We start from the raw sequence: 15,930 nt of genomic DNA on the forward strand, positions 1-15,930 counted from the left end.
CGCTCACCAGGTCCCAGTAGGCGGTCTGGATGTTGGAGATCGTGTCGGTGACCTTCTGCTTGAACTCGCTGTCGGTCAGGGTCAGGTCGAGGTTGGCCAGCTTGAGGTTGGCGCGGTTGGAATCGATCCGCAGGTTGCGCCACAGGGGCTGGGAGAACTGCACGCTCCAGGAGCTCTGGTAGTTGGGGTTGAACACCATGGCGGTACTGTTGCTCTCCGACCGGCTCGAGTTCCAGGTCGCCTGCAGGGTGCCCCCCGTCTTGACCGGCTGCCGGAAGGTGAAGTTCCAGGAGGCGTTGTCGTTCTTGTTGAACGATTCCGTGGAACGGTCGTACTGGGTGGTGTTGGCGTTCTTTCTGGAGTTGAACCCGACCTGGGCCGTCAGCTGCGGGTCGTAACTGCCGTGCTGCTGCAGAATCGCCTGCTGGCGCAGCTGCTCGTTCGTGTCCGAGATGGCGATATCGAGGTTCTGCTCGAGCGCCAGCTTGGTCAGGTCCTTCAGCGAGAGCGGAAGCGCCGTGCCGTCCCTCTGGGCGGTTTCGATCGGGCTCAGGGGGAGGGGGGGAAGCTCGTCCGCACCGGAACCCGTCGAGGCTTCACCGGCCGGGGAAGCCGGCTCCTGGGCGATGACGCCGGGGGAAGAAAGTGTGGTGGATGCCAGAACCAGGGCCAGCATGCCCAGGATGGAAAGGGCGCGCTTTGCCGCAGCGGAACATACTTTCATACCGGACTCCTTCGAAAAATAATGGCTTTCCTGCCTTTCCCGCACGATGCACCAGGGTTAACAGCTATCAATACGACCGGACGGCAAAAACTGTTTCAAATACCTGCCGTTTGACGAAAACTTGTGCGCGCGGAATGTTCCTATTTAACAGCATACGGGGTAGAATGAAAGGGATTTCACCGTGGGCGGCGGATTTGCCGGCGGCCCGGGCGGCCGCCGGCATCCGGTGGCGTTTCCCCTACTGCGGATCGGACGCCCGCTTCAGGGTCGGGCGGCTCCTGCCGGGGGACTCCTCCCCCTCCCCGGTGCCGGCGGAGGGGTCCTCCCCCTGCTCGGTCCGGCGCTTGAGGGTGGGGCGTTTCTGTTCCGGGGCTTCCCCCGCCTCCTCGGCCTTCTGGGCGTTGTCTATCGACCGGAGGCGGTTCTGGATCCGCTGGAATTCGGAGGTGTCCACGATGTAGGCGTCCTTTTCGGGGAGGTAGCGCTGTTCGTCCAGGGCGGCCACGATCCGGTCGTCCGTGGAGGGGTGGGTGCGGAACCAGCCGGCCAGGCGGCCGGGCTCCGATTTTTCCTCCCGCTGCAGTTTCTCGAAAAAGGAGACGAACCCGTTCGGATCGTAACCCGCGTTCCAGAGATACTGGATCCCCAGCTGGTCCGCTTCGCGCTCCGATTCCCGCGTGATCCCCATCAGCTCGAGGTTGAGCCCCAGGCCCAGGGCGTTCTGAATCCCCATCTGCGCCCAGTAGCCCCCGACGAAAAGGGCGGGAATGGCCGCAAGCTGCAGGTACTGGGCCTTGGACATGCGCACCGTCGCGTGCCTCGCGGTGACGTGCGAGATCTCGTGGGCCATCACCCCGGCCAGTTCCGACTCGTTCCCGGTCGCCAGGAGGAGGCCCTTGTTGATGTAGAAAAACCCGCCGGGAAAGGCGAAGGCGTTCACCTCGTCGGTGTCCACGACCTTGATGTAGAAGGGGAGCTTGGCGTCGGAGTGCTTGACGATGTTCTGCCCGATCCGGTCGACATACTCGCTGATGACGGGGTCTTCGACCATCCGGGCGGTCTGCTCGAACTCGTCTGCCACCTGTTTGCCCAGCTCGATCTCCTTTTCGAGCGAGACCCAGTTGGGGAAAACATTCCACACGCGCCCCGTGACGTCCCGGTTTCCGATCTCTTCGACGTTTTCGTGCTTCCTGGCCCAGGCGGCCGGCGACGAAAGGATGGCCGCGGCCAGAAACAGCGCGGATAATTTCGGAAACATGTTTTTCATAAAATCCTCCGCTGGGGGCGGTTGTTTTCTGTGACCGGGCCCGTTATCCTACCCTGTGCGGTCCCCGCGGCCGGGCCTGGAGGGGCATCCATACCTATAGACGTCACGGATCCGCCGGAGTTTCAACATTTAAATAGTAAGATCTTTTGCGACGGGGGTCAACCGGGCCCTCCCTCCGGGGGCGTCCCGCGGCGCCCGGATCCCGTTGCGGCGGGAGGGGCAGGTATGAAGATCCTGACTGCGGCGCAGATGGGGGAGGTGGACCGGCTCACCTCGGAACGGTTTCACGTCCCCTCCATCCTGCTGATGGAAAACGCCGGACGCTCCTTCTGCGAGGAGCTCGCGCGATCCGTTCCCGGGATCGCCCGGAAGCGTATCCGGGTGCTGTGCGGCCGGGGGAACAACGGCGGGGACGGTTTCGTCGTCGCGCGCCACCTGGCGCTTGCCGGGGCGAGCCCCCGGATCGCCCTGACGGCCGATCCCGCCGCGCTCCGGGGGGACGCCCTGGTGAACTACGAGATCGTACGGGCGATGGGCCTCCCGATCGACTCCTTCCCGGCGCCGTCGGAGGCTGCGGCCGCACTCGAAAAGGGCCCGCTCCCCGACATCATCGTGGACGCCCTGTTCGGGACCGGCCTGTCCAAGCCGATCGGGGCCGATTACGGGCCCGTCCTTGAGTGGATCGACCGGGCGGCGGCCCACGCGTTCGTGGCCTCCGTCGACATCCCCTCGGGGCTGATGGCCGATCGCGGGGAGATTCCCGGCCCGGCCGTCCGGGCCAGGCTGACGGTGACCTTTTCCGCCCTGAAGCCCGCGCTGGTCCTCCCGCCGGCGGCCGACCTGGCCGGCCGCGTGGTCGTGGCCCCGATCGGTTCGCCTCCCTCCCTTTTCGACCATCCGGACTACCTCCTCGACCTGGTGGGCGAGGAACTGGTACGCCGGGTCCTTCCCGCCCGCCCGCGCGAGGGGCACAAGGGATCGTTCGGGCATGCCCATATCGTGGCGGGGTCCCGGGGCAAGATCGGGGCCGCGCTGATGGCGGGCCTGGGCGCGCTGCGCGCGGGGGCCGGGCTGGTCACGCTGTGGCTGCCCGAAGGGACGCTCCCGGGGGCCGCCGGCCGGTTTCCGGAGCTGATGACGGAGCCCCTGCCGGAAACCTCCGCGGGGACCTTCGATCCCTCCGGTCTGGAGCGCGTGCTCGCGCGCCTCGTCGACGCGGACGCCCTGGTCCTTGGCCCGGGGATATCGACCGAACCCGGGGCCCGGCGGCTGGCCCTGGAACTGACGGAGCGCTCTCCGGTCCCGGTGGTGCTCGACGCGGACGGGATCAACGCCTTCGCGCTGTCCGAAACGCCGCCCCGCAACCGGAACGATCAGCCCGTCATCCTGACCCCGCACCCCGGCGAGATGGCGCGCCTCGGGGGGGCCACCGTCGCCGAAGTCCAGCGGGACCGCCTCGCAGCGGCGCGGCGGTACGCGTGCGCCCACCGATGCCACGTCGTTCTCAAGGGATTCCAGACCGTGGTCGCCGCCCCCGGCGGGGAGCTTTTTTTGAACCCCACGGGCAACCCGGGGATGGCCACGGGCGGGACGGGAGATATCCTGGCGGGGATGATCGGACGGTTCGCCGCCGCCTGGCACCTCGCCCTCCCCGGGGCCGGGGATGCCGCCCCCTGGATTGCGGCCGCGGTCTACCTCCATGGCCTGGCCGGGGACCTGGCGGCGGAGGAGAAGGGGATGGAGTCGCTGGTAGCCACCGACCTGCTCTCCGCCCTCCCCGGGGCGTTCGGGAGGGTGCTCGGGCGATGAGGGACCACGGCAAGGCCGGCCCCGTCGTCAGGGAATATGTCAGCCGGTCCCCCGAAGACACCTTGCGCATCGGTGCCGGGATCGCCCGGAACCTGGAACTGCCCGGGGTCGTGCTGCTGCGCGGAGGCCTCGGGATGGGGAAGACGACGCTGACCCGCGGGATCGCCCGGGAACTGGGGGTCCGGGATCCGGACGAGGTCAGCAGCCCTTCCTATACCCTGGTCCATATCTACGAAGGGCGCTGCAGCGTCTACCACGTGGACCTGTACCGTCTCGAGGGCGCGAGGGACATCTACTCCATCGGGATCGGCGATTTCATCGGGTGCGACGGGGTCACCGTGGTGGAATGGAGCGAACGGTTGTCGGGCGGCTTCCCCGGGGCGGTGGAGGTGGACATCGAGGACCGGGGAGGGGACGCCCGGCTGCTGCGGGTGCGCGTTCCCCGGTCGGGGAAACGGAGGCGCCGCGGAAGGCGTGGGGCGGATGAGATTGGATGAGGTGCCCGGGATCCCCCGGGCCTGGACCGACTTCGTGCGCCGATTCCGGGCATCCGGGGATCCCTTCGACCCGGAGCGGTTCGGGCGGATGGCGGAGCGTATGCCCGGGGCGTCCGGCGGCCGGCCCCTGCCCGGAGGGACGCTGGCCGTGGTGGCCCACGTCCGCACGGGCCCCCTGGGCGGCGCGCTGTCGGAATGGTTGAAGTGCCTGACCGCGGTCGGGGTGGCCTCGGAGCTCTCCGCGCGCGGGCGGCGGGCGACGGCCGTGATCGGGTTGCGTCCCGACCCTCCCGGCGCCGCGTCCGGGCCGGCGCCGCGCCTGGTCGATTCCCGGGGCGTGATCCGGGAGGTCGACCCCGCCGACCTCGGGCTGCTGGCCGATCTCCTCCGCGTGCCCCCGCCCCGGGAGGGCGCGCGCCTGCCGGGGCTTCTGCTCGGGCGCCTGCTGGGGGAGGAGAACGCCGTCGTCCTGGAAGCGCCGGCGGCCGCGGCGCTGCCGGCGGTCGTGGAGGTGGTCGGGTTCGAGGACATCGCGGGGCGTGCGGACTCCGGGCGGCCGGGGGGGAAGGGGCCCGTCCTCTGGCCCCGGGTGAGCGCCACCCTCCTCGACGGGCGCAGCCGCAGAACCCTGGAGCGTTACGGCCTGGTTCCGGGCGATCTTTTCGCCGGGGAGGAGGCGGCCGTGGGCGCCGTCCTCGGGCGGATGCGCACGCCGGTCCCCGGGCGGCTCGAGGAGCTGCGCGGGGAGGTGCTCCGGGTCCTCTCCGGCCCGGGCGCGCAGGGGGGCGCGGGTGAGAGGTTTTTGAAGTTCCGGGACGCCTGCCGGGGGAGGATCGTCTACCAGCTGGACAAGGTGCGGCGGCAATGCCTCGGGGCGGTCGCGGTGAAGGAGGCGGCGGCGCGGCGGCGGGTGCGCCGGGCGTGCCATTCGCTGGCTCCGGGCGGGAGGCCGCAGGAGGAGGTGTTCGGCGGCGTCTGGATCCCGCTCCGCTTCTCGCCCGCGGGGCTCGGCCGGCTGCGGGAGCGGCTCGATATCCTGAGCCCCGAACATCAACTGATCGAAATGGACTGAACCATGCAACTGGACTTCCTTGCTTTCGGCGCGCATCCGGACGATGCGGAGCTCTTCATCGGGGGGACGCTGGCCAAACTTTCCGACCTCGGGTACGCCACGGGGGTGGTGGACATGTCGCGCGGGGAACTGGGGACGCGGGGAACCGCCGCGGTGCGCGGGCGGGAAGCCCGGGAAGCGGCCAGGATCCTCGGCCTGGCGGTCAGGGAAAACCTGGGCCTTCCCGACGGCCGGATCACGGTCACGGACGCCGCGCGCCTCTCCGTGATCCGGGTGCTGCGCAAGTACCGCCCCCGGATCGTCGCCACCCACTACCGGGAGGACCGGCACCCGGATCACGTGCACACCGGCCGGCTCGTGGCCGAGGCGGTGCACCACTCCGGGCTGGCCAGGATCCGGACCGGGCAGGAGCGCTACCGGCCGCCCGTCCTCCTCTTCTTCAAGCTCCCGTGGAACGTGGCGCCCAGCTTCGTCGTCGACGTCGGAGACTGGGTCGGGCGCCGGGAGGCCGCCATCGCCGCCCACCGCTCGCAGCTGTACGACCCCGCGAGCCGCGAACCGGCCACCTACCTGAGCCAGCCCGATTTCCTGGAGCGCGTGGACAGCATCCACGCCTGGTACGGCACCCTTGTCGGGAAGAGGAGGGCGGAGGCGTTCCATATCGGGGAGGCGCTCGAAATCAGCGACCCCGTCGCCCACTTCGCCCCGTAGCCGGGGTCACGCGCCGGGGGACTGGTCGCGGTACTGCAGCTGGTAGAGCTTCCAGTAGATGCCCCGGCGCTGGAGCAGCTCCTGGTGGGTGCCGGTCTCGCACAGCCTCCCGTGGTGCAGCACGAGGATGCGGTCGGCGCTTTGCACGGTGGAGAGGCGGTGGGCGATGACGATCGAGGTCCGGCCCGCCATGAGGGTGCGGAGCGCGTCCCGGATCAGCAGTTCCGTCCCCGTGTCGATGCTGGAGGTGGCCTCGTCCAGGACCAGGATTCTCGGGTCGTAGGCGAGGGCGCGGGCGAAGGAGAGGAGCTGCTTCTGCCCGACCGAAAGCGAGGCGCCCCGTTCCCCGAGGCGGGAGTCGTACCCCTCGTCCAGGCGCCGGATGAAGGGGTCGGCATGGACGGCCCGGGCGGCCCGGACGGCGTCGCGGCCGGTGATGGAGCGGTTCCCCAGCCGGATGTTTTCCATGACGCTGCCCGAAAAGAGGAAGACGTCCTGGAGCACGATCCCTATCGAGCGGCGCAGGGCCGCCAGGTCGTGGTCCCGGACATCGACGTCGTCGACGAGAAGGGTCCCCTCGCCGACGTCGTAGGAGCGGTTGAGGAGGGAGACGAGGGTCGATTTGCCCGCCCCGGTGGCCCCGACGACGGCGACCTGTTCGCCCGGCTCGACGACGAAGGAGACCCCCCGGAGCACCGGCTCCCCCGGGTGATAGGCGAAGCCCACGTCCCGGAACTCGATCTTTCCCCGGGTCACGGCCCGCGCCGCGGGGCGCGCGGGCGAAACGATCGCGGGGGGGGTGTCGAGCAGTCTGAAGATCCGCTCCGACGAGGCCATGGCCGCCTGCAGGATGGTGTATTTTTCGCTCAGGTCCGATATCGGCCGGAAGAAGCGGTCGGAATACTGGATGAAGGCCACCAGCGTCCCCAGCGTCAGCGCGCCGGAAAGCACCTGGTGCCCGCCGTACCAGACGATCAGGGCGACGGCCAGCGCGCCGACGACCTCCAGGAGGGGGAGAAACAGGGCGTAGTAGAAGATGGACTGGAGGTTGGCGTCGAGGTGGTCGCGGTTGACGGCGGTGAAGCGCCGGTACTGCTTCTCCTCCCGCCCGAAGACCTGGACGACGGCGGCGCCGGTGATGTTTTCCTGGAGGAACGTGTTGATGCGGGCGATGGCCGTGCGCACGCGGCGGTAGGAATCGCGCACCTTGATCTTGAACAGGAGCGTGACCGCCAGGAGCAGGGGGAGGATGCAGAGGATGCCCAGCGCCAGCTTGTAGTGGAGCACGAAAAGGAAGACCAGGATGCCCGCCAGCGTGAAGATATCGTCGAAGACCGAGAGGACCCCGGAGGTGAACAGCTCGTTGAGCGCGTCCACGTCGGTGGTCACCCGCGTCATCAGGCGGCCGACCGGGTTTCGGTCGAAAAACGCCGACTCCAGTTTCTGCAGGTGGCGGAAGATCTCCATGCGCAGGTCCCGCATGATCTTCTGCCCCATCAGGTTGATCAGCAGGGTCTGGGCGAAGCTCAGGGCGAAAACCAGGACGATGGTCGCCGCGTAGAGGGCGGCGATGCCGGTGAGGGAGCGGACGTCGCCGCTCTGGATCGAGCGGTCGATGGCCATCTTGGTCAGGTAGGGCTGGACGATGGAGAAGCCGGACCCCAGGATCAGGCAGACGACGGCCGCCAGCGCGCTCCGGCGGTACGGTCCGATATAGCCGAGGAGCCTCCGCATCAGTTTCGCGTCGTACGCCTTCCCCAGTACCTGTTCTTCCTGCGTCATGATCCCTGGAGTTCCGAGAGTTCGTCTTCCAGAAGCTGTTTGCGATAGAGTTCGGCGTAGAGACCCCCGAGCCGCAGCAGCTCCTCGTGGGTCCCCCGTTCGGCCACCGCCCCCTCCTCGAGCACCACGATCTCGTCGGCGCGCTGCACGGTGGAGACGCGGTGCGAGACCAGGAGCGTCGTCCGGTTTTTCATGACCCCGGCGAGTTCCCGCAGGATCCTCTCCTCGGTGTAGGTATCGACGCTGGAGAGGGAATCGTCGAAGACGAGGATCGCGGGGGAACAGAGCACGGCCCGGCTGATGGCCACCCGCTGCTTCTGCCCCCCGGAGAGGGTGATCCCGCGTTCGCCGACGAAGGTCTGCATTCCCCGGGTGAACGATTCGATGTCCCCGGCGACCTGGGAAACCCGGGCGGCCGCGAGGATCTCCTCCTCGCCGGCCCCGTCGGTCCCGAAGGCGATGTTCTCCGCGACGGTGTCGGAAAAGAGGAAGGTCTCCTGGGGCACGCAGCCGATCCGGCGCCGCAGGGCGCGCAGGGGCCAGGCGCGCACGTCCCGGCCGTCGACGAAAACGGTCCCGGGGGGCGGGTCGTACAGGCGCGGGATGAGGTTCACCAGCGTCGATTTGCCGCTCCCGGTGCGCCCCACGATCGCGAGCGTCATCCCGGCCGGCACGGAAATGGAGACGTCCCGGAGCGCCGGGCGGGGGGAAGCGGGGTAGCTGAAGGTGAGGTTGCGGATCTCGAGGGCGCCGGAGGCGCCGGGAGGTTCGGCGGCGCCCTCGAGGTCCCGGATGCCGGGAGGGGTTTCGAGGATCTCCAGGATCCTCCGCATCGAGGCCGAGCCGCGCTCGAAGATGTTGATCACCCGCCCGATGGCGATCGTCGGCCAGGCGAGCAGCGACAGGTATCCCATGAAGGCCACGAATTCGCCCAGGGTCAGCCGCCCGTGGATGACGTGCCGCCCCCCGAGCCAGAGCACCGCGACCGAGGAGAGCCCGATCAGCGCCGTCATCAGCGGGTAGAGGACGCCCCAGAGGCGGATCAGGGACACGTTGCGCCGGACGTAGTCGCGATTGAGGAGTTCGAAGGAGCGGATTTCGGACTCTTCGCGCGCGAAGGCCTTGACAACGCGGATGCCGGCGAGGTTCTCCTGCGTGCGGGTGCTCATGGCGGAAAACTGCTCCTGGATCTCCTCGAACCGGTCGTGTATCCGCCGGCCGAACTGCCTGACCGAGATCGATACCAGCGCCAGCGGCACGTAGGCCAGCAGGGTCAGCCTCCAGTTCAGGTTCACCAGGATGGCGGTGCTGATCACCAGGAGCATGACCGTGTGCATGGAGTACATGATCCCCGGGCCGAGCACCATCCGCACGGCGCCGAGATCATTGGTCGCGCGTGACATGATGTCACCCGTGCTGCGGGAGTGCAGAAAGGAAAGGGACATCCTCTGCACGTGGGCCAGGAAATCGTTGCGCAGGTCGTATTCGACCTGCCGGCTGACGCCGATCAGGATCCTGCGCATCCAGAAGCGGAAAAAACCCTCGACCAGGGAAATGGCCACGATGAGGCCCGCATAGGTGAGGAGCCTGCCGCGATCGACCGATGGACGCAGGCCGTCGACCACGTACTTCAGCACCCAGGGGGACAGCATTCCGGCGACGACCGTCAGCAGGACCATGAGGGCGCCGACGAGGAGCCTCCGGCGGTAGCGGCCGAGATAGGGGCCCAGGACCAGGAGCGGGTATCGGGACCGCGCCATCAGCGTGCGGCCGGTCTGCGCATGTCCCTGTAGGCGAGCGCCTCCCCGCCGCGCAGCTTGAACTCGACCGAATAGGCGCCGACCTGGGGCCGGCCGCCGACGAGCGCCACTTCCAGCCGCGCGAGTTCCCCGGGCCCGACCGTCTCCCGGTCCATCCGGGCGATGACGGTTTCCGTGAGGCTCCCGTCACGGGCATAGAGGCGGACCGCGGCGTCCAGGCCCTCGATCGGGTCCGCGGAGATGTTCCTCACCACGGCCCGGATCCGGAAGGTCTCGTCTCCCGGCGCATCTCCCAGGTAGAGAAGGGCGATCCTCTCCGCGGCGCCCCCCGCATGCCGGGAGTGGAGCGCGCGCGTCATGGAATCAAACGTCCTGTCGGGGAGGAGCACCAGAAGAAGGGCCGCGGCCGCGGCGACGCCGGCGAGCAGGAGCAGGGCCCGGGCGAGGTCGGCCCAGACCCCGGGCGCGTTTCCCGGCAGTGCGAACAGCGGGGGGGCGGGGGCGCCCGTCCCGCGCCGCTTCCTCCTGTAGGACAAAAAGAAGATGGCGGCCGTGCCCAGCACCCCGATGGCGAAGAGCACGGCGCCGAACAGGTTCAGGGGAACGGGGTCTGGGTTCAAGGTTTACCTGGCCGGATCGATGGGGAGCCTGGGCCGGCGGGGATCGACCGGCTGAGGTTTCTGCCCCCAGAAGCCCTTTCTTTCCCTGACGCCGTCGTCGTTCCCCATCAGTTTGACGCTGATCCGGCCCAGGACCCGCCGCTCGAGGGTCCCGCGGGAATCGAGCGGCACCCACTCCTCCGTGCCGTCGACATCGCGGTTGAGGGCGGAGACGTTGGCGTGCACCGTGACCATGGTCTCGTTGGGGGAGACGATTTCCAGCACGGTTTCGATCACCTGCCGCGCCTTGATCCAGTTCCCGGTCAGGGTGTCCTGCCGGACGGCGACCTTGTCCACCTCGCTGGCGGTGAGGGACCCGGTGATGAACTCGTAGGGGCGCGTGGTGATTTTCCCCTCTTTCCGGTCGTCCCGTTCGATGGCATACCCCATCTCCTCGAGCACGGCGCGCGTCATGTTGGCCACCTGGCCGAATGTGTTCAGGAATTTGACCGGGTCGGGCAGGCTGGGTCTTTCCGGCTGGGCCCAGAGGGGGGGAACCAGGCAGACCAGGAACAGGAGCCTCAGGAAAGGCCCGCGCAAAATCTTTCTAACCTGCTGATTAAGTGGCAATTCTGGTAACACGCAAAAATCGTAGCACCCCCCCCGGCGGAAGTCAACATCCGGCCGCTTGTGACCGGGGCGGAACCATGGTACATAGAGTCATATTCCCATGACGGAGGCAAAATGAGACATTGTCCGATGATCCTGGTGAGCGTGCTTGCGGCGGGGTTCCTGCTCTGTCCCGCCGCGGCTAACGCCGAGGGGGAGACGGAAATCACCGGCTTTTACCAGCAATACCGCGATTTCAGTTACACCGTCGGCCTGGAAGAATACGATCTCGCGCCGCGCAGCCTCGGGGGGGGAGGCTTTTCGATTGCGCAGAACATGGCCCCCTGGTTCGCCATGTGGACGCAGTTCTCCTTTTTCGGTTCCGCCGAGAACGCCGGGTTGCGCGTCCGCATGATCAACAACCAGCAGGGGGTCCGCTACCAGACGAAGGAATACGGGCCGGTGAGGCTGTACGCCAAGGGGGGGCTCGGCTTCTCCCGCTTCAGCATCGACACCGGACAGGGGAGTCTCGGGGATACCAAGTTCAGCGCCGCCTACGGCGCGGGGGCCCACATCTGGATGCACAAGCACGCCGGGATCAACCTGGACCTCTCGCATGTCCTGACCGGTCTGCCCAACCTGACCGACCTCGATACCCGGGAGAAATGGGATTCGGGCCTGGTCCTCACCACCGGGTTGACCCTCCGGTTCTGACCCTTCGCGCTCCCGGGGAGACCGCATGCCCAGATATGAAACCGAATGGATCGATTACGCGCTTGGGGCGGGGCAGGAATTTTCGGCCGCCGTCTGCGGATACTCCGGCCGGGTCCGGCACCTGTACATCGGCCGGGACCCGGTTCGGAGGGCGTTCGCACGCCACGTGGACGTGGAGGAGGAGTTCTGCCGGCAGGGGGACCACTGCCTCGATCTCGATTGCCCCCTCAACCGTTCGCAGCCGGAACATCTGCTGCACATGCTCGACATGAACGAGGACGAGCCCCTGGACGCCGAAACGGCCCGGCTGTGGGGGACCGGGAGTACGCTGCAGGGGTTCCTCCTCTTCGCCCGCAAAATATCGGCCGAACTGCCGGAAGCGCTCCGGCGGCGCCGCGAGCCGCTCGGGGACTGAGCTCAGTTCCTTTTTCGGAAGGGCGCCTGCTGGTACCGGTAGACGGCCTCCCGGTGGGCGGCGTAATCGCGCGAGAACTGGTGGGTCCCGTCGTTGCGGGAGACGTAGTAAAGATAGTCGGTGGCGGCGGGCCGGAGCGCCGCCACCAGCGATGACGCCCCGGGGTTGCAGATCGGCCCCGGCGGAAGCCCCCGGTGCAGGTACGAATTGTAGGGGGAGTCCATGCGCAGGTCCGCTTTCCCCAGCCGCCCCTCCCAACTGCCCGCGAGCTTCATGGCGTAAATGATCGTGGCGTCGCACCCCAGCGTCATTCCCCTCTCCAGGCGGTTGACCAGGACGGAGGCGACCATCGGCCCCTCCTCCCTCGTCCTGACCTCCTTTTCGATCAGCGACGCCAGCGTGACGATCCGGGGGATGTCCCACCCTTCGGGGAGCGGGTGCTCGCGGAGGGTACGGGAGACGGCCGACCGGAACTGTTCCGTCATCTTCCGGATGACGGCCTCGGCGTCGGCGCCGCGGTCGAAGCGGTAGGTTTCGGGGTAGAGGTACCCTTCCAGGCTGCGGGCTTTCGGCGCCAGGTCGCCCACCCACTCGGTGCGCCGGAGCGCCCGGCGCAGTTCGGGCAGCGTCCCGAAGCCGTTTTCCGCAAGCAGTCCCGCGGTCTCCTCCGCCGTCAGCCCCTCGGGGACGGTGATCGAACGGAAGTAGACGTCTCCCGTCGTCAGCCGGCGCGCGATTTCGCGCGGGGTGGCAGGCTGGTCGAACCGGTACTCCCCCGCCTGGATGCGGCCCTCCGAACCGGTCCACCTGAGGTAGAGGAGGAAGGGGAGCCGGGAGCGGAGAACCCCGCGGCCGGCCAGCAGGCGGGCGACCGCGCGCGTGCCGGAGCCTCGGGGGACCTCGACGTAGACCTCCCCCCCGGGCGCGCCGAGGTACGGGGTGGTCAGCTGCAGATGGACCCAGAGACCGGAAAGGAGCCCCGCGACGACCAGGAGCCCCGCGGCGGCTGTGGCGGCGGCGAGCAGGCGTTTCAAATCAGCTTTCCTCGAGATGTCTTTCCAGGATGAAGGCCGCGGCCAGAGAATCGACCGTGCGGTAGCGCTTCCGCTGCCGCGGCGCCATCGCGCGCCAGGTTTCCAGCGCCTCCACGGTGGACAGCCGCTCGTCGACCGCATGGACCGGGACCGGGACCGCTCGCCGGAGGGAGCGGAGGACGCCTTCCATCCGGTCCACCGCCTCCCCGCTCGATCCGTCCATGTTGAGCGGCATCCCCAGCACCACCTCCCGGGCCCCGAGCCCGGAAACCGCCGCCGCGATGCGGCGCAGGAAATCGTGTTTCCCCCGGTTGGGGAGCGAGGGGAGGGGGGAGACGGTCAGGCCGAGCTCGTCCGAGCAGGCCAGCCCCACGTTCTTTTCCCCGTAGTCCACCGCCAGCACGCGTCCCCGGTTGGTCACCCTCCAATTGGAGCACACGAAGGGGGCACCGTCAACGGGGAGGCGGCCGTTGATCCCGGGCGGCGATTGCTATATCATGCAATCGGTTGATCCAGGCCAATTCGGAGGCTTCATGTTTCACAAGGGAAAGCTGCTGATTTTTCTGGTGTCCTTTCTGATCGTGCTCTACGGCGCTTCGGCCGCCTTTTTCGGCAAGGAGGCGTACAAGGAGCTGTCGGTGTTCATGAAGGTGCTCGACCGGGTAAGGGACGAGTACGTCGAGGTTCCCGACATGAACGAGGTCCAGGAAGGGGCGATGAGGGGCATGATGGACGCGCTCGACCCTTACTGCGGCTTTCTCACCCGGCAGCAGTACGAGGACCTCGAGCGGCGGCGGGCCCTGGGCACGGCGGGCGCCGGGGTGGTCCTTTCCCGGAAATCGGACGTGGTCTACGTGGTCTCGCTGGATCCGGAAGGGCCGGCGGCCCGGGCGGGGATGCATCGGGGGGATTACGTCATCGCCATCGACGGGGAGGGGGTGGAACACAAGAGCCTTCTCGAGGTGGACAGCCTCCTCTCCGGCGCACCCGGGACCCGGGTCACGATCACCCTTTTCCGCGATTCCCGGACCAAGCCCAGGGATCTGGAATTCGCGCTGGAGGCCCCGCCGGAGTCCCCGGTCGGCTCCCGAATGCTCGACGGCGGCGTGGGCTATCTCAAGATCGCATCCCTGCGGGATCAGGCGGTCGAACAGGCGAGGGTCAAGCTGAAGACCCTCATATCCGCCGGCGCCGGGAAGATCGTGCTCGACCTCAGGGGATGCGCCGACGGGAGCGCGGCCAACGGCGCGACCGTGGCCAACTATTTTCTCTCCGACGGCGTCATCTACTACAGCCGCAACCGGGAGGGGGAGAAGGTACTGGTGGTCGAGGCCGACCCGGAGAAGACGATCACCCTCCTGCCGGCGGCGGTTTTGATCAACGGCTCCACGGCCGGGGCGGCCGAAATCATCGCCGGCGCCCTGAAGGATGGCAGGAGGGCGACCGTCGTGGGGGAGCGCTCCTTCGGCCTGGGGTCGGAGCAGAAGACGATCCCGCTGAAGAGCGGCGCGCTCCTCGTTCTCTCCACGGCCAAATACTGCACGCCGGGCGGCACCATCATCCAGGATGACGGCGCGCGCAAAACGGGGATCGAACCGGATCTCGAATCCCCGGACAGCGAAAGGCGCCAGGACCTGGCGGTCGAATCCTACTACGACGAGGACGATGACGGGAAATATCAGCGGCTTCAGGAGAAAGTGGAACAGATCCAGCTCGAAAAGGCGCTGGAAATCCTGCTCGGAGAAAATATTCCGGCAAAAATTGCAGCCTAGGCCGAAAAGGGGATTGACACTATTTCCCTCTATCTGGTAGTTTAAGTCCTTATTTTTTAGGCGCGTAGCTCAGGGGGAGAGCACTTCCTTGACACGGAAGGGGTCAGCGGTTCAAATCCGCTCGCGCCTACCAGAAAATCACAGGCTGCGCCCGCAAGGCCGCGGCCGAGCGTCGGATCCGGAGTGAGTTCCTGCCCAGTCTTCCGATGGTGAACCCCTTGACAGGCCCGGAAAACCGGGACGAAAGTTGATGTCGGATATGTCGCTGAAAGCAAGATACGCGGACGGGAGAGTGGAAGAAATCGCCGGGACGGAGGCGCTCGAGGTCTACCGGCACAGCCTGTCGCACCTGATGGCCGCCGCCGTCTGCCGTCTCTTTCCGGGGACGCACCTGGGGATCGGGCCCGCCATCAGCGACGGTTTCTATTACGACTTCGAGTGCCCGGAAACTTTTTCGGAGGAGACCCTCGGCCGGATCGAAGCCGAAATGAAGACCCTGGCCGCGGAGCCGCTGCAGTTCGAACCCTCGCTCCTCTCCAAGGGGGAGGCGATCGAACAGTTCGCCGCCCGCGGGGAGCACCTCAAGGTCGAGCTGATCGAGGAAAAGGCCGGCGAAACCCTCTCCTGCTACCGGCTGGGGGACCTCGTCGATTTCTGCACCGGTCCGCACCTCGCCTCCACCGCCGGGATCCGCCCGGGGAGCTTCAAGCTCCTCAGCGTCGCCGGGTCCTACTGGAGGGGGGACGAGCACCGGCAGCAGCTGCAGCGGATCTACGGGACCGCGTTTCTGACCGCGGAGGAGCTCGAGAGCTACCTCGTGCAGCTCGAAGAGGCCAGGAAGAGGGACCACCGGAAGCTGGGGAAGGAATTCGACCTGTTCAGCATGTCGGAGGAAGCGGGCCCCGGGCTCGCCTTCTGGCACCCGAAGGGGACGCGCCTGCGCCTGGTCGTCGAGGAATTCCTGCGCCGCGAGCTGTACCGGCGGGGGTATGAATTCGTCACCACCCCCCACGTGGCGCGGGACACCCTATGGAAGATCTCGGGGCACTACGACTACTACCGGCAGAACATGTACGTCTTCAACATCGACGAGGACGAGTTCGTCATCAAGCCGATGAACTGCCCGGGGCACATCCATATCTACAAGACGCAGATGCGCAGCTAC

At 67.6% G+C, this 15,930-nt stretch carries 16 protein-coding genes and 1 tRNA gene; 9 read left to right on the forward strand and 8 right to left on the reverse strand.

The features are described from left to right. Positions 1-724, reverse strand: a 724-nt coding sequence (locus GXY47_07495; protein NLV30988.1) for a TolC family protein, incomplete at its 3' end; no start/stop codon positions are given. A gap of 238 nt (positions 725-962) precedes the next feature. Continuing rightward, positions 963-1,991, reverse strand: coding sequence for a M48 family metalloprotease (locus GXY47_07500; GenBank protein ID NLV30989.1), 1,029 nt, complete (start codon positions 1,989-1,991; stop codon positions 963-965). A gap of 225 nt (positions 1,992-2,216) precedes the next feature. Between GXY47_07500 and GXY47_07505 the strand changes: the two genes are divergently transcribed. From GXY47_07505 to bshB1, 4 genes are read left to right on the forward strand one after another with little or no spacing between them, the layout of a single operon-like run. Then, the gene (locus GXY47_07505; protein NLV30990.1) at positions 2,217-3,800 is read left to right on the forward strand and encodes an NAD(P)H-hydrate dehydratase; all 1,584 of its coding nucleotides are present in this window, start codon (positions 2,217-2,219) and stop codon (positions 3,798-3,800) included. Continuing rightward, positions 3,797-4,297, forward strand: a complete 501-nt coding sequence (gene tsaE, locus GXY47_07510; protein ID NLV30991.1) for a tRNA (adenosine(37)-N6)-threonylcarbamoyltransferase complex ATPase subunit type 1 TsaE — start codon at positions 3,797-3,799, stop codon at positions 4,295-4,297. Before GXY47_07505 ends, tsaE begins: the two co-directional genes overlap by 4 nt. Then, positions 4,284-5,369 carry a bacillithiol biosynthesis BshC gene (gene bshC, locus GXY47_07515; GenBank protein ID NLV30992.1) on the forward strand — a complete coding sequence of 362 codons (1,086 nt, stop codon included), beginning with the start codon at positions 4,284-4,286 and terminating at the stop codon, positions 5,367-5,369. Before tsaE ends, bshC begins: the two co-directional genes overlap by 14 nt. 3 nt (positions 5,370-5,372) lie before the next feature. Further along, positions 5,373-6,080 (forward strand): bacillithiol biosynthesis deacetylase BshB1, encoded by a 708-nt coding sequence (gene bshB1 / locus GXY47_07520; GenBank protein NLV30993.1) that lies wholly within the window; start codon positions 5,373-5,375, stop codon positions 6,078-6,080. A 6-nt stretch (positions 6,081-6,086) separates the two neighbouring features. Here bshB1 and GXY47_07525 read toward each other — a convergent pair whose 3' ends face one another. From GXY47_07525 to GXY47_07540, 4 genes are read right to left on the reverse strand one after another with little or no spacing between them, the layout of a single operon-like run. Then, positions 6,087-7,862, reverse strand: a complete 1,776-nt coding sequence (locus tag GXY47_07525) for an ABC transporter ATP-binding protein (GenBank protein NLV30994.1) — start codon at positions 7,860-7,862, stop codon at positions 6,087-6,089. Then, a complete protein-coding gene (locus GXY47_07530) occupies positions 7,859-9,622 on the reverse strand; it encodes an ABC transporter ATP-binding protein (GenBank protein NLV30995.1) in 1,764 nt (587 codons plus the stop codon). The genes GXY47_07525 and GXY47_07530 overlap by 4 nt, the downstream gene beginning before the upstream one ends. Further along, entirely contained in the window at positions 9,622-10,242 is a 621-nt protein-coding gene (locus GXY47_07535; protein NLV30996.1) for a hypothetical protein, read from the reverse strand. The genes GXY47_07530 and GXY47_07535 overlap by 1 nt, the downstream gene beginning before the upstream one ends. Before the next feature lie 3 nt (positions 10,243-10,245). After that, a complete protein-coding gene (locus GXY47_07540) occupies positions 10,246-10,821 on the reverse strand; it encodes a hypothetical protein (protein NLV30997.1) in 576 nt (191 codons plus the stop codon). A gap of 144 nt (positions 10,822-10,965) precedes the next feature. Here GXY47_07540 and GXY47_07545 point away from each other — a divergent pair, with 144 nt between their 5' ends. Together GXY47_07545 and GXY47_07550 are read left to right on the forward strand one after the other, a co-directional pair. Beyond that, positions 10,966-11,544, forward strand: coding sequence for a porin family protein (locus GXY47_07545; GenBank protein NLV30998.1), 579 nt, complete (start codon positions 10,966-10,968; stop codon positions 11,542-11,544). A gap of 25 nt (positions 11,545-11,569) precedes the next feature. After that, the gene (locus tag GXY47_07550; protein ID NLV30999.1) at positions 11,570-11,959 is read left to right on the forward strand and encodes a hypothetical protein; all 390 of its coding nucleotides are present in this window, start codon (positions 11,570-11,572) and stop codon (positions 11,957-11,959) included. Positions 11,960-11,961: 2 nt separating this feature from the next. Here the strand turns inward: GXY47_07550 and mltG are convergent, their stop codons facing one another. After that, the gene (mltG, locus tag GXY47_07555; GenBank protein NLV31000.1) at positions 11,962-12,993 is read right to left on the reverse strand and encodes an endolytic transglycosylase MltG; all 1,032 of its coding nucleotides are present in this window, start codon (positions 12,991-12,993) and stop codon (positions 11,962-11,964) included. A 1-nt stretch (position 12,994) separates the two neighbouring features. Further along, the gene (ruvX, locus tag GXY47_07560) at positions 12,995-13,414 is read right to left on the reverse strand and encodes a Holliday junction resolvase RuvX (protein NLV31001.1); all 420 of its coding nucleotides are present in this window, start codon (positions 13,412-13,414) and stop codon (positions 12,995-12,997) included. 112 nt (positions 13,415-13,526) lie between these two features. On the opposite strand from ruvX, the gene GXY47_07565 reads away from it, so the two are divergent. From GXY47_07565 to GXY47_07575, 3 genes are all read left to right on the forward strand, one after another. Next, positions 13,527-14,765, forward strand: a complete 1,239-nt coding sequence (locus GXY47_07565; GenBank protein ID NLV31002.1) for a PDZ domain-containing protein — start codon at positions 13,527-13,529, stop codon at positions 14,763-14,765. A gap of 58 nt (positions 14,766-14,823) precedes the next feature. After that, positions 14,824-14,898 (forward strand) — tRNA-Val (locus tag GXY47_07570). Between the two features lie 126 nt (positions 14,899-15,024). After that, the coding region (locus tag GXY47_07575) for a threonine--tRNA ligase (protein ID NLV31003.1) at positions 15,025-15,930 on the forward strand (906 nt) is incomplete at its 3' end.

The sequence above is a fragment of the Acidobacteriota bacterium genome (assembly GCA_012729555.1).
Classification (GTDB): domain Bacteria; phylum Acidobacteriota; class UBA6911; order UBA6911; family UBA6911; genus UBA6911.

Bases quoted from the DNA above. Each gene is read 5' to 3' on its own strand.
- GXY47_07500 (NLV30989.1), bottom strand. From the start codon at position 1,991: ATGAAAAACATGTTTCCGAAATTATCCGCGCTGTTTCTGGCCGCGGCC.
- GXY47_07505 (NLV30990.1), top strand. From the start codon at position 2,217: ATGAAGATCCTGACTGCGGCGCAGATGGGGGAGGTGGACCGGCTCACC.
- tsaE (NLV30991.1), top strand. From the start codon at position 3,797: ATGAGGGACCACGGCAAGGCCGGCCCCGTCGTCAGGGAATATGTCAGC.
- bshC (NLV30992.1), top strand. From the start codon at position 4,284: ATGAGATTGGATGAGGTGCCCGGGATCCCCCGGGCCTGGACCGACTTC.
- bshB1 (NLV30993.1), top strand. From the start codon at position 5,373: ATGCAACTGGACTTCCTTGCTTTCGGCGCGCATCCGGACGATGCGGAG.
- GXY47_07525 (NLV30994.1), bottom strand. From the start codon at position 7,862: ATGACGCAGGAAGAACAGGTACTGGGGAAGGCGTACGACGCGAAACTG.
- GXY47_07530 (NLV30995.1), bottom strand. From the start codon at position 9,622: ATGGCGCGGTCCCGATACCCGCTCCTGGTCCTGGGCCCCTATCTCGGC.
- GXY47_07545 (NLV30998.1), top strand. From the start codon at position 10,966: ATGAGACATTGTCCGATGATCCTGGTGAGCGTGCTTGCGGCGGGGTTC.
- GXY47_07550 (NLV30999.1), top strand. From the start codon at position 11,570: ATGCCCAGATATGAAACCGAATGGATCGATTACGCGCTTGGGGCGGGG.
- GXY47_07565 (NLV31002.1), top strand. From the start codon at position 13,527: ATGTTTCACAAGGGAAAGCTGCTGATTTTTCTGGTGTCCTTTCTGATC.